The 14035-nt window shown below is 36.2% G+C and carries 8 protein-coding genes; 2 read left to right on the top strand and 6 right to left on the bottom strand.

The features are described from left to right. Window positions 1–22: 22 nt before the first annotated feature. The 5 genes from PSU83_RS07665 to PSU83_RS07645 all read right to left on the bottom strand — a co-directional run bounded on the left by PSU83_RS07665 (window position 23) and on the right by PSU83_RS07645 (window position 8981). Window positions 23–2422 carry a glycoside hydrolase family 31 protein gene (locus tag PSU83_RS07665; protein ID WP_300588523.1) on the bottom strand — a complete coding sequence of 800 codons (2400 nt, stop codon included), beginning with the start codon at window positions 2420–2422 and terminating at the stop codon, window positions 23–25. 152 nt (window positions 2423–2574) lie between these two features. Beyond that, entirely contained in the window at window positions 2575–4479 is a 1905-nt protein-coding gene (gene glgB / locus PSU83_RS07660; protein WP_300588521.1) for a 1,4-alpha-glucan branching protein GlgB, read from the bottom strand. A gap of 305 nt (window positions 4480–4784) precedes the next feature. Continuing rightward, window positions 4785–5096: a GIY-YIG nuclease family protein gene (locus tag PSU83_RS07655; protein WP_300588519.1), complete on the bottom strand. Its 312-nt coding sequence runs from the start codon at window positions 5094–5096 to the stop codon at window positions 4785–4787. Between the two features lie 275 nt (window positions 5097–5371). Beyond that, window positions 5372–6994 (bottom strand): trehalose synthase, encoded by a 1623-nt coding sequence (locus PSU83_RS07650; protein WP_300588517.1) that lies wholly within the window; start codon window positions 6992–6994, stop codon window positions 5372–5374. 46 nt (window positions 6995–7040) lie between these two features. Then, on the bottom strand, window positions 7041–8981 hold the full coding sequence (locus tag PSU83_RS07645) for an alpha-1,4-glucan--maltose-1-phosphate maltosyltransferase (protein WP_300588515.1): 1941 nt from the start codon (window positions 8979–8981) through the stop codon (window positions 7041–7043). A 75-nt stretch (window positions 8982–9056) separates the two neighbouring features. Between PSU83_RS07645 and PSU83_RS07640 the strand changes: the two genes are divergently transcribed. Next, window positions 9057–9920 carry an alpha/beta hydrolase gene (locus PSU83_RS07640; RefSeq protein ID WP_300588513.1) on the top strand — a complete coding sequence of 288 codons (864 nt, stop codon included), beginning with the start codon at window positions 9057–9059 and terminating at the stop codon, window positions 9918–9920. Window positions 9921–10136: 216 nt separating this feature from the next. On the opposite strand, the gene PSU83_RS07635 is transcribed toward PSU83_RS07640, so the two are convergent. Further along, the gene (locus PSU83_RS07635) at window positions 10137–12062 is read right to left on the bottom strand and encodes an LTA synthase family protein (protein WP_300588511.1); all 1926 of its coding nucleotides are present in this window, start codon (window positions 12060–12062) and stop codon (window positions 10137–10139) included. Window positions 12063–12181: 119 nt separating this feature from the next. Here PSU83_RS07635 and PSU83_RS07630 point away from each other — a divergent pair, with 119 nt between their 5' ends. After that, complete coding sequence (locus tag PSU83_RS07630; RefSeq protein ID WP_300588509.1) at window positions 12182–13960, top strand: long-chain fatty acid--CoA ligase; 1779 nt, start codon at window positions 12182–12184, stop codon at window positions 13958–13960. Window positions 13961–14035 lie beyond the last annotated feature (75 nt).

Genomic DNA, 14035 nt, shown 5'->3' with positions numbered 1-14035 from the left:
TAACCACAAATTTATGCGTTTTTTACGCTCCAAAAATATGTAATACCGTGAAATCTTTATATAATCTCAATGTGTTATCAATGTTAAATTGAACAGAATTTAACGCGATTATTTCGTTATCAACCTCAATTCTCTGCACTTTAAAAGGCAATGCTTTCAAGTTGATGTTAAAATTGGAATACCCCGTTTCAAAACTTCCTTCTTTATGTTGTTGAATGATAAGCTCTTTTTCTTTTCCGTTTAATGAAAATGTTCGCAATGAAAATCTACCTTTGTTATAATCGTAACCATCTTCGGCATCTTCATAAACAACGGATTTTTCTTTTCCTAATTTGTAATAAACATCCAAAGTCAGTTCGTCAAATTGTAATTCCCCAACGTATTGCTGCACTGGGTATTTTGGAATAATCGCTCCTGCTTTAATGAAAATCGGAATTTGATCAAAATCAGTTTTTACCCAAAGTTCCTTTTCGCCAATAACCAATTCATTAGTCCAGAAGTTGTACCAATTTCCTTTCGGGATGTACATTCTTCTTCCTAAAGCATTCGGCTCTAATATTGGGCAAACCAAAATCTGATTCCCAAAAATAAATTCGTCCGTTCTATAATGCGTGTGCATGTCATCCTGATCGAAATATACCAAAGGTTTCAACATTGGCGTACCTTCATTCACATATTGCCAGAACATCGTATATAAATACGGCAATAATTGGTAGCGCAATTCAACAAATTTTCGAGTGATATCAATTACCTCTTCTCCAAAAGACCAAGGTTCTTGTTCGCCGTGATCTCCAGAAGAATGCGTTCTACAAAAAGGATGAAAAACGCCCAACTGTATCCATCTAGCATACAATTCGCCAGAAGGCTGCTCCGCAAATCCACCAATATCTGAACCCGTGAATCCCATTCCCGACATTGACATGCGTTGCATTTGAATATTAGCAATCCATAAATGTTCCCAACTCGCCACATTATCTCCAGTCCAAGACGAAGTATACCGTTGCGCGCCAGAATATGCCGAACGCGTAATTATAAATGGTCTTTTTGGATATACAAAACGTTTCACTCCTTCATAGGTTGCTCTCGCCATTTGTGTTCCGTATATATTATGCGCTTTTCGGTGACTGCAAGGATTTCCATCGTAATCGTGACGAACATCATATGGAAAAGTTTTCCCCGGAACATCCATGACAGCGGGTTCGTTCATATCATTCCACACCCCTTTTACTCCAATATCCGAAATCAATTCTTTAAACAATCCCGCCCACCATTCTCTAACTTCAGGATTCGTATAATCTGGGAAATTACATTCGCCAGGCCAAACTTTCCCCTTCATATAAGGACCATCGGCACGTTTACAGAAGTAATCATTTTTCAAAGCTTCCTGATACACCCAATAATCCTTGTCGATTTTGATTCCCGGATCGATGATAACTACGGTTTTGAATCCGTCTTTAGCTAATTCGGCAACCATTCGTTTTGGGTCAGGAAAATATTCTTTACTCCAAGTAAAACAGCGAAAACCTTCCATATAATCAATGTCCAAATAAATGGCATCACACGGGATTTTAAGTTCCCGAAATTTCTTAGTAACTTCTTTTACCTTACTCTCAGGATAATAACTCCATTTACATTGGTGATACCCTAAAGTCCACATTGGTGGTAATTCAGGTTTCCCAGTTAAATGCGTATATGTGGTAACTACATCTGCCATTTTGGGACCGTAAATGAAGTAATAATTCATTTCGCCACCTTCGGCCCAAAAACTAGTTACATTTCTTTTTTCATGACAGAAATCAAAAAAAGTTCTAAAAGTATTGTCAAAGAAAATCCCGTAAGACTTGTGATTGTGCAATCCGATATAAAAAGGCACGACTTTGTACAAAGGTTCCTGATCTTTATTAAAAGCATATTGATCGGTTGCCCAATTTTCAATACGCTTTCCTTTCAGGTTCAAATGTGTGGGCTTGTCTCCCATTCCGTAAAAACTTTCGCCGTCTTTTGACGCTTTACTCATCTTTACAATATTTCCACCAAATTCATAATGTTCTTCCCAATGAAAGCCGATTTCATCTTCTAAAATCGTAAAACCATCAATATCATGAATCGATACTTTTAGATCTTTCTTCTGTATTTTACAAAAAACTTTGCTGGTTTTTATCAAATAATAATGCGACTCTTCCACAACTTCTAGTTGGTTGTAACCGTGCGATTGCGTTTTATCAATAGCATATGAAAAATCGTTACTAAAATACCCTTTGGTAGTGTATCGAAAACGAATTAAACTATCGCGAAGTATGGTAATTTTCAGAATTACATTATTATCAGTATTGAAATAGATGCTGTCCACATCCTGATTATAACTAACTATTTGGGAAGGGAATTGATCGCCTTTAAATTCAAGTTCTTGATTGGTAATCATAGTGCTTTTTTAGTGTCAATGGGGCCAAATTTACAAAGATGAAATCAAAACTTGACAACTTATTCGAGGAGTTTTTAACTATAACGTTTGCGATTGGTGATAAAAAACTAAACCTGTCAGATTTTAGAAATTTGACAGGTTTAGAATTGATTTTAAGAAATTTTATAAACTGAAACTCCCAACGGCGGCAAAACTAACGAAGCCGAAAACTCCCTGCCGTTCCAAGGTTCTTTGTCAATTTTTATGGGTTTGGTCATTACTACGCCGCTTCCACCATATTCTGTACTGTCGGAATTGAATATTTGAGTTAGTTTGCCTTTTGTCGGAAGACCAATTCTGTAATTATCTCGCACGACTGGTGTGAAGTTGCATACTATAATCAAACTTTCTTTCTCATTATTTCCTTTACGGATGTAACTCAGAACCGCATTTTCACTATCCGAATAATTAATCCATTCAAACCCTTCAGCGCTGAATTGCTTTTCGTACAAAGCCGGATTATTTTTATACAAGGCGTTCAAATCGGTGATGCATTTTTTGATGCCGTCGTGATACCCAAATTGCAACAAATGCCAATCCAAACTTCCTTCAAAATTCCATTCGGCACTTTGTCCAAATTCAGAACCCATAAACAATAAATTCGTTCCCGGATGCGTAAACATATAGCCGTACAACAACCTCAGATTCGCAAATTTCTGCCATTCGTCACCAGTCATTCTGCCCAAAATGGATTGTTTACCATATACCACTTCGTCGTGCGATAAGGGCAACATAAAATTCTCTGTGAACGCATACGTCATCGAGAACGTCAAATCATTTTGATGAAACTTTCTATACACACTTTCTTTTTTGAAATACTGCAATGTATCGTGCATCCAACCCATCATCCATTTCATCCCAAAGCCTAAACCACCAATAAATGTAGGTCGCGAAACCATTGGAAAACTCGTACTTTCTTCAGCTATGGTCTGCGTATCCGGAAAATCTAGATAAACCGCTTCGTTAAAATCTTTTAGGAAACTAATCGTATCTAAGTTTTCTCTTCCACCATAAATGTTGGGTTCCCATTCACCGTCTTTTCTTGAATAATCCAAGTATAACATCGATGCAACCGCGTCAACTCTTAATCCATCAGCATGGTAATTTTTCAACCAAAAAATCGCATTACTAATCAAGAACGAGCGCACTTCATTTCTTCCATAATTGAACACCAAACTCTTCCAATCGGGATGATATCCTTTTCGTCTGTCGGGATGCTCGTATAAATTCGAACCGTCAAAAAATCCTAAACCATGCGCATCATCGGGAAAATGCGACGGAACCCAATCCAAAATTACTCCAATTCCAGCTTGATGCAAGGCATCTACCAGAACCATAAAATCCTGTGGTTTTCCAAATCGTGATGTGGGTGCAAAATAACCCACCAACTGATAACCCCAAGAAGGATCGTACGGATATTCCATTATTGGCATAAATTCGACGTGCGTAAAACCCGTTTCTTTTACATAGTTTACCAAATCTACCGCAAGTTCAAGATACGTCAAAAACTTACCTTCCGCATTTCGTTTCCACGAACCCAAATGCACTTCATACACCGAATAGGGTTTGTCTAAACCATTCTTCTCTTTTCGGGTATCCATCCATTTTTTGTCTTTCCATTTATAATCCAAATCCCAAATCACCGAAGCGGTTTGTGGCGGATGTTCGCAGTATAAAGCAAACGGATCGGCTTTCTCCGTAATGATGCCGCCATTATTCGATTGGATTTTGTATTTATACGTCGTGCCCTTTTCAACACCTGGAATAAATCCTTCCCAAATACCTGAAGCATCCCAACGCACATTCAACTGATGCTCGCCCTGAATCCAATAGTTAAAATCACCAACCACCGAAACCGAACGTGCCGACGGAGCCCAAACCGCAAAGTAAACGCCTTTGATACCGTTGACTTCCATTAGGTGCGCACCCATTTTTTCGTATAATCTAAAATGCTTTCCTGCCTTGAATAAATCAATATCAAAATCAGTAAAAAGCGAATATGTTTGTACTTGGTTCATTGTTGTTTTGTTATTGAGTTTTATTTTTTTGTCACCCTGAGCGCAGTCGAAGGGCTCAAATTAATTTTTATTATTTTCTCGAAGCGAATCGTTCCCGCTCCTTTGGTATCCATTTTCCCGCTTTCCGTTCTACTGCGTGCCACTTCAATCGGGGCTAATTGGGTTTTGTCTTTTGTAAAATTAAAATTTTTAACTTCTACTTTCTGTCATCCTGAGTACTTCGGCTACGCTCAGCATAAACTAAAGTCGAAGGACTTTATCCAATATCTCTGTTGTCACCCTGAGCGCAGTCGAAGGCTTTTAGTTTATGGCTTATATTTATAATGCGTTGCATTTCTGCACTCCGCCAATGTTTCAATCATATCAAAATCTCCTTTAATCAGTGCTTCTCTTTTAGCTTTCGACCAACCTTTCAACTTCTTTTCAAAATAAATAGCTTGATTTGGCTCCATAAAATCCTGATACCATGGCAATACTACTGGTCTTCTTCTAAAAGTATATGCATCGGGCAATCTTCCATCATTATGTTCATTTACTCTTCTTTCTAAATCATTTGTAATCCCAGTGTAAAGAGTATTATCATTGCATCGTAATATGTAAACATAATAAAATTTCATCTCTCATTTTTAAGTTCCCTCGACTGCGCTCGGGATGACAAATTCTATATCTAATTCTATTTTCTTTAATAAACAATGTCCGCTCATCTCTGCGCTCTGTCACCCTGAGCGCAGTCGAAGGGCTTTAATTATTTTTAAACTATACTCAATTAAAATCCTTTTTAGCCCCGATTGTAGTGGCATCCTTTTTAAAGCTGACAGGTTTTTAAAACCTGTCAGCTTTAAAAAGATAGAACGAAAAGCGGGAATTGCTCCAAATTAATTAATAATTATTTTTAGTAACCCATTATACTCTGAATTCCTCGCAACGGAATAACTGCCCAACGCGGACGCGAGTTTAGTTCGTAACCCAGTTCGTAAACTGCTTTTTCAATCAAGCAATATTTTAATAGAAAATCAATTTCATGGTTGTAACCAATGTTCAAATTTCCTGCTTGCGCTTTCTCAACATAAGTTTCCAGGAAACAGCCAACAAAGTAGTTAAACAAAATTTCAGCAGCCTTAAAAAGTTGGTCTTGTTCAAACGGATATTTGTCTTTGTTGTTGAAAATCGTCGCATAAATGGCGTAATGAAACGAACGAAACAATCCGGCAACATCTTTCAATGGTGGTTGTTTCACTTTACGATCCCGAATCGTACTTTCGGGTTCACCTTCAAAATCAAGTAGATAAAAATCATCTCCGTTGACCAATATTTGTCCCAAATGATAATCACCGTGAATTCGGATGCGCTCTGATTTCATTTTCGTCCAATCGAAATCGACAAAATGTTTACGCACCATTTTCTTGTTTTCCATAAACTGATGGGCTAATTCTAAGGCCAATCCGTCCAATTTGTGCAAACTATTTTCAATAATATTCAATCGGTTTTGAAACTGATACAACATTCTGTTTTTCAGCCAAACCGTATAATCTCCGTTATAAGTCGTTGGTGTAAAAGCCGTATCGTGAATGTCTCCGCCCAATGCAATGTGCATTTCTGCCGTACGTTTTGCTAAAGTCTGCAATCGAAGAAACAAACTCAATCCGACCCAATCAATAATTTCAGGTGGAATTTCATTAATCTTCACTCTTTTAAACAACGGAATATCGGGAAGCTTATCTATTTTAATCTTCTTCGTTTTCAAATTACTAAAAACAACATCAATTTCTTCGAGCATAAACTGCCAAGCGTCTCCTTGATTTTCAACTAATTCCTGCATCAAACCTAAAGTAATATTTCCTTCGGGCAAAGCCAAACTAATGCTCCCAACGTAAGCAGGCGAACTCTGAAAATGCATTTTCTCAGTAAGAAAACGGCTGATTTCGTAATCGGGATTAGTACTGACATAAATGCGTCTAAAAATCTTTAAAACAAAAGCATCATTATAAATAATGGACGTATTGCTTTGCTCCACGCCCATAAATTTTGAGGAGTGATATTCTTTATCCTCAAACTTGATTCCTTTATGAAATACCAACTTTAAATCGGTATTATTTTTTGACTGAACGATATTTTCAAACAACAGTTTTCTAAAGTCTTCCTGATGTAACGCATCCACTAAAAAACCTTGCTGATTGCCCATTTTAACAGGCGCAATTATAGTGCTTGTATCCAATTCTTCTTCAGCCATAAAAGCCAAAGGCATAAAGTAATGCTGATAGAAAGCTTCCTTGAAATTCACTTCCAAAAGCACGCCGTAATAACTATTTTTCTTAGAAGAAATTTTGAAATAATCTACAACTTCTATATATTTTAAAGTACTCGCTTTTCCACCATACCATCGCTTATTGATGATATATTGTTCTAAAATATCCGAAGAAAAAACTTTGATAAACTCTTCGTCTTCAAAAGCATTTTTCCAATCGGTTTTAAAAATAAACGGAGTGGTAAAAGTATCTTGGTTGGTATTGTCCATAATTTATGTACTATTTTCTTTTCACTTATTGCTTATACCTTTTCCCTTATTTCTGAATTTTAAACAAATGGAAGGGCAATACTGGATTTAATTCTACAAAATTCCACTCTTTATCCCAAATATAGCTGTTTCCTGTTATCAATTCAATCACTCTTATAGATTGTCCGGGCTGAATCCCCAATGCTTTTAATGGCAATTGAACCCATGCTTGTTTGGCATAATACGGATCAATACTGCAAATCATCAGCGTTTCATCTAACTTGTCATCATCGTATTTATAGTAGGCCAAAACTTGATCGTTATCAGTAGCACAGAACTGAATATTATTCGTTTGTTGTAATGAAGGTTGTTCGTGTCGAATTTTATTCAAACGTGAAATAACAGTCACCAATTTGTTCTCAACCGTCCAATCCCAATGTACCACTTCGTATTTCTCAGAATTGTGATATTCCTCTTTTCCTGGCATCGCTTCCGAAACCATGTATTCATAAACCGGTCCGTAAATTCCAACACTCGAACTCAAGGTCGCAGCCAAAAAGTACTTGTGTAGATACACACTTTCGTTACCACTTTGCAATGCATACGGCAGAATATCAGGTGTATTGGGCCAGAAATTAGGTCTGAAAAATTCGCTTTGTTCGGTTTTAGTTAATTCTTCAACATATTCAATCAATTCAGCTTTGGTATTTCTCCACGTAAAATAAGTGTAGGATTGTGTAAAACCTTGTTTAGCCAATTCGTGCATAATCTTCGGACGCGTAAAAGCTTCCGCCAAGAACAATACATCCGGATGTTTTTTCTTGATTTCGGCGATAAGCCAACCCCAAAAATAAAAGGGTTTCGTATGTGGATTATCAACTCTAAAAACTTTAATATCGCATTCTTCAACCCAAAACAAGGCTACATCAAGCAACTCTTTCCACAGATTTTTCCAATCGCCACTTTCAAAATAAATAGGTTGAATATCTTGGTATTTCTTTGGTGGATTTTCTGCATATTGTACGGTTCCATCGGGACGCCATTTGAACCATTGTGGAAAATCTTTCACATACGGATGATCTGGTGCAGCTTGCAAAGCGTAATCCATTGCTACTTCAATTCCCATTGATTTTGCTGTTTTAACCAATGATTTAAAATCGGCTATCGTACCCAATTCGGGATGTGTCGATTTGTGTCCACCTTTATGAGAACCAATTCCCCAAGGTGAACCTACATCGCCCTCTTGAGCGTTTGTAGCATTATTTTTGCCTTTTCTATTGACTTCTCCAATAGGATGAATCGGCGGAAAATATAAAGTATCAAATCCCATCGCCGAAACTCTGGACAAAAGCTTTTCGCAATCTTTAAAGGTTCCGTGTTTGCCAATTTCTTGTGATGCCGAACGTGGAAAAAATTCATACCAAGTGCTGAATAATGCTTTTTTCCGATCCACATAGATCTTCAATTCAGCCGAAGCATTAGCTAAAGTTCGTGTTGGGTATTGTTGAAATATGGTATGTAATTCGGGAGACAAAGCAATTGCAATAGCTTTATTGTATTGTTTTTCGTCTTGAAATGCTCTTATTACGGTGTTGAGATATGTTTTCTCAACAGCACTTACTTCTTTTAAAATTGCTTGACAATATTCGGCGCCTTCCAGCAATTCTGATTTTACGTGTTGATTATCTTCAATTTTTCGTTGTGTTCCGTGTTGCCAATTCAACGCATAATCAACCCAACCTTCCACTAAATAACTATAAAATCCTTGCTTATCGACTTTAAATTCGGCTCTCCATTCATCATTTCCGATTTCCACCATTCTGATTTCTTGCCACTTTTTATCTTTTTCGAGCTTAAACTTTACACTACAGGCAATAACATCGTGTCCATCAGAAAAAACATTCGCAGTAACAGTTACTTTTTGACCAACTATTCTTTTGATAAAAAAAGCGCCACCGTCAAGTTGTGGTGAAACGTTTTCAATAATTATTCGGGTTTGGTTTTGCATTTTATCGTAATTTTAAAAAGTTGTAATTTAGAGAAAAATAGTTTAAATAATAAATTGCATTAAAATTTTATTGAAATGACAAAAAAAGTCGAAATCCCCAGTCAATCGTTGCAAATTCCGAAAGCAATTACGCGAACGGCTAAACTATTACAAGCAATTTCCCCAAAATTAGCAACATTCTTTGCAGCTAAATTATTCACAACGCCAGTAAAACATAAAATTCCGAAGAGAGAATTAGAAATGGAAAAAACTAGCAAACAATCAAAACTTTTTATTCCCCAAATCAATAAAGATATTGTTGTGTATCAATATGGTGAAAGCGAAAAGAAAATACTCTTAGTGCATGGTTGGTCTGGAAGAGGAACCCAACTTTTCAAAATTGCTGACGAATTACTTTTAAATAAATTCTCAACCATCAGTTTTGACGCTCCTGCACACGGAAAATCAGAAAGTAAAACAACGCTAATGCCCGAATTTATTGCTTCTATTATTGAAATTGAAAAGCAATTTGGACCATTTGAGTTTGCCATTGGACATTCACTCGGCGGAATGTCAATTTTAAATGCTATTACACAAGAATTAAGTTTAAAAAAAGCAGTGATTATTGGAAGCGGCGATATTATTCAGGATATAATAAATGATTTTGTTTTAAAATTAGAGCTAAAATCAGAAATTGCAAGTCGGATGAAAATTCATTTTGAGAAAAAAAACGGCATTGATATGGAACGATATTCCGCAAATTTTGCAGCGCAATCCATTCAAATCCCAGTTTTTATCATTCACGACGAAAACGATCAAGAAATTCCAGTCAAAGCCGCTTACAATATTTACCAGAATTTGCAAAAAGGAGAAATTCTCATCACAGAAAAATTAGGGCATCGAAAAATTCTAGGTGACAAAAAAGTAATTGAAAATATTATTAATTTTATATCTAACTAAATGGAATTTTTTATGAAAAATACCGTCTAGGCAATCCATTAAAATCATGGTCCCTGATGCAAGCATCCGCTAAAAAAGGCTTCTTAAAGTCTGAGGCAATTCGTTTCAACGATAAAAGTCGCTCACTTTTTTCCTTTCGACAGCGGCGGAATTGCATCCGTATATTTGCTTAATTCTGCATTTGAGCCTTCAAAGGAATGATAAGAAAAAATCGGGTTATTTAACTGTAGTCAAACGTTTATCAATCACACGTTCCATATAATCCTGAACAAAGGCTTTGCATCGTAATTCGATTGCATTCATTTCGGAATTTCGGTTAGAAATTAGATTATTTTCCATCGCCTTATCGTTCTTATCATAAAACCCAGTAGCTTTCTTTCCATCAAAGGTGCAGATGTAATTCCCACTCATAAACTGATACATATTTGAACCGTATTTGATTACGAAAGGCGCCACTTGTTTATCGTTGATTAAGCTTCTACCCCAACTTCTAAAGGGTTTTTGATACCCAATCATATCAATAAGTGTTGGATAAATATCAATCTGTTGTGCCCAATCATTATTCACACCAACGTATTTTTCATCTGGCGAAAAGAATAATATAGGTACCGTATTCTTCATAAATTCCTTTCGGTATTCATCGTAAGCAATCGTATTTCCGTGATCAGCAACTAATACGAAAATCGTATTTTTGTACCAAGATTCTTTTATAGCTGAAGCAAAAAATTTCTGCAGTGCCATATCGGTGTAGCCAATACTTTCGTTAATATTTACTTTTCCTTTTGGAAATTTACCTTCATATTTCTCAGGTATATTGTAAGGTTCGTGTGAAGAAACCGAGAATAAAGTTGCCATAAAAGGCGTTTTTTTCTTCGATAGTGTTTTGTTGAAATACTGGAAAAAAGGTTCATCCCAAATACCCCATACGCCATCAAAATCGGCATCATTATTATATTCGGTTTTACCGTAGTACTGATCGTAACCCAGAATGTTTCCGAAACCTAAGAAACCCATAGAACCGTTGGGTGCGCCATGAAAAAAGGAAGTATCATACCCTTCGCTTTTCAAGATGGAAACCAAAGATTCAATTTTCTGCTGCGGAAAAGGCGATGAAGTAAAGGCATTTTGAAAGGAAGGAATTCCAGCAATTACCGAAGAAACCCCGTGAATTGATTTCCAACCATTAGCATACGCATTAGTGTAAATCATACTATGTTGCGCTAATGAATCTACAAAAGGCGTGTAACCTTCATAATTTGGAATTTTTATTCCTTTATTGAAAGCGCCATTGTATTCTCGAGCAAAACTTTCAAGTAGAAAAATAACAATATTGGGTTTGGTAGAAGGATTGTTTTTGTACTGTTTTATAGGCACTAATAAACTATCAATCTGCACTTTTGAAACCAGATTAACTTTTTGAAACGTATTGGTATTCCACGTTCTAATGATAGCAAAAGGAGTGTTAAGCACCACATCAGCTTGACTGGTATTTTTAGTAAATCGGCTCGCATCCAAAATATTAATTGGACGGGTACTTTTCTTGAAATCTCCTCGAATTCCGCCAATGCAAAGCGCTGCAATCAAAACGAAACTTACCGTTGAAAAAGCAAAATACGGTATATTGGGATGCTGCTTAGTATCTGAAAGTTTAATTTTTTTATAAAGCCAAATCCAAACAAGAGCTAAAACAATAAAGAATACAAACACATGCCAATAATTCAGTAAAAAATTACCCAACAAAAGCAGTTTATTTTGTTCATTTTGAAGCGTGTCGAGCGAAGCTCTTGTACTTCTGCTGAACGTATAGCGGTAATAAATAAAATCAATGAAATTGGCAGAAAACGCAAGCAAATTGGTTACGAAGTAAATATAGAAAACCACTTTCTGAAAGCGTTTGTGGGTATTGGTTACGAAAGGCAAAATGGAAACCAAAATAAACAATCCGTTTACATACAAAATTGTAGTGGTGTCAAAAGCCAGTCCGTGGTAACAAAGACTTAAAAAATCGGTTAGGCTATTCACTTTTATTAAAGAACTGTTGTAAAAGTAGAATAAAATGCGTGCTATAGAATAAAAAACATAAGCCAGTAAAATTCGTAAAGCGAGTACCTTATATTCGTTTAAACGTGGGTATTTTTTCATCTAAATAATAAAATTACGGATAGCAAAACTACATATTTCAGTGCTAATTTCTTTATATTTTAAATTATTATTGTGCATCAAACTAATATTAATTAATTTGCGGTAAAATTAGCACCATAATGACTCCAATCACAAGACTTTTTGATTTTCCATACCATCAACTAGAAAAATACAATCTACCAGACGCTTTAGTTACAAAACAAAACGGTCAATGGATTAAAACCTCAACAAAGGAATACCTTGAAAAAGCAAATACTATTTCAAGAGCTTTGCTGCGGATGGGAATTCAAAAAAACGATAAGATTGCCATAATTTCGTCTAATAACAGAACGGAATGGCATATAATGGATATTGGTGTTTTACAAACAGGAGCTCAAACCGTTCCTATTTATCCAACTATTTCAGAAACGGATTACGAATACATTTTAAACCACTCGGAAGCGATGTACTGTTTTGTTTCCGATGAGGAAGTTTTGGGAAAATTAAATCAAATAAAGGCTAATGTTCCAGAGCTAAAAGAAGTATATTCTTTCAACCAAATAGCAGATTGTAAAAACTGGGCGGAACTATTGGAATTAGGAAAAGACGAAAGCAATCAAGATGTGGTTGAGGATCGAAAAAACAATGTTAAACCATTAGAATTAGCTACAATAATTTATACTTCGGGAACCACTGGAAGACCAAAAGGCGTTATGCTTTCCCACAATAATATTGTTTCCAATGTTTTGGACAGCGCGGATAGAATTCCGTTCACTCCTGGGAAAAGTCGCGCACTGAGTTTCTTGCCAATCTGCCATATTTATGAGCGAATGGTAACCTATATCTATCAGTTTTATGGTTGTTCGATTTACTTTGGTGAATCGTTAGAAAAAATTTCTGATAATATTAAAGAAATTAATCCAACAGTAATGACCGGTGTTCCGCGACTGATCGAGAAGGTTTATGAGAAGATTATTGCAAAAGGTTCTGAACTTACTGGAATCAAGAAGAGGTTGTTTTTCTGGGCCGTAGATATTGGATTAAAGTACGAACCATATGGTGCGAATGGTGCTTGGTACGAATTTCAATTAAAAATTGCACGTAAACTTATTTTCAGCAAATGGAAAGAAGGTTTAGGTGGAAAATTAGATTTGATTGTCAACGGAAGTGCCGCACTGCAACCGCGTTTAGCTCGGATATTTGCTGCAGCAGAAATCTATGTAATGGAAGGCTATGGATTGACGGAAACTTCACCCGTAATTTCTGTGAATGATATGCGAAACACGGGTTTTAAGATTGGAACCGCCGGAAGAATCATTCGAAATGTTGAAGTTAAAATTGCAGCCGATGGCGAAATCTTATGTAAAGGTCCAAACGTAATGTTGGGCTATTATAAAGATGAAGTATTGACCAAAGAAGCGATTGTGGATGGCTATTTCCATACGGGCGATATTGGCGAAGTAGATTCGGATGGTTTCCTAAAGATTACAGACCGTAAAAAAGAGATGTTCAAAACATCTGGCGGAAAATACATTGCACCTCAACTTTTAGAGAATGCCATGAAACAATCGCGTTTTATTGAGCAAATAATGGTTATTGGTGATGGACAAAAAATGCCTGCCGCGTTTATTCAACCTAATTTTGAATTTGTAAAAGAATGGGCAAAACTGCACAAACTGAACATCGGAACAACCAATCAAGATATAATTTCCAATAGAGAAGTAATCAGTCGCATCCAACAAGAAGTAGATGGTGTGAATGAGAAATTTGGGAATTGGGAAAAAATCAAGAAGTTTGAATTGACTCCCGATTTATGGACTGTTCAGGCCGGACATTTAACCCCTACAATGAAACTAAAACGTAAAATTGTAATGGAAAAATACATCAATTTGTTTCACAAAATTTATGGCAACAATTAGATACGACCAATTCTCTTCTATATAAGCTTCTTAATCAAGAAGCTTTTTTTATGCACTTTTATGAATAGATTATTT

It is taken from the genome of Flavobacterium sp., from assembly GCF_029945805.1.
Taxonomy (GTDB): domain Bacteria; phylum Bacteroidota; class Bacteroidia; order Flavobacteriales; family Flavobacteriaceae; genus Flavobacterium.
This window is presented reverse-complemented; position numbering and strand designations above follow the sequence as displayed.

Coding starts and splice junctions, on each gene's coding strand:
- PSU83_RS07635 (WP_300588511.1), bottom strand. CDS start 12,062: ATGAAAAAATACCCACGTTTAAACGAATATAAGGTACTCGCTTTACGA.
- PSU83_RS07630 (WP_300588509.1), top strand. CDS start 12,182: ATGACTCCAATCACAAGACTTTTTGATTTTCCATACCATCAACTAGAA.
- PSU83_RS07655 (WP_300588519.1), bottom strand. CDS start 5,096: ATGAAATTTTATTATGTTTACATATTACGATGCAATGATAATACTCTT.
- PSU83_RS07645 (WP_300588515.1), bottom strand. CDS start 8,981: ATGCAAAACCAAACCCGAATAATTATTGAAAACGTTTCACCACAACTT.
- PSU83_RS07650 (WP_300588517.1), bottom strand. CDS start 6,994: ATGGACAATACCAACCAAGATACTTTTACCACTCCGTTTATTTTTAAA.
- PSU83_RS07640 (WP_300588513.1), top strand. CDS start 9,057: ATGACAAAAAAAGTCGAAATCCCCAGTCAATCGTTGCAAATTCCGAAA.
- glgB (WP_300588521.1), bottom strand. CDS start 4,479: ATGAACCAAGTACAAACATATTCGCTTTTTACTGATTTTGATATTGAT.
- PSU83_RS07665 (WP_300588523.1), bottom strand. CDS start 2,422: ATGATTACCAATCAAGAACTTGAATTTAAAGGCGATCAATTCCCTTCC.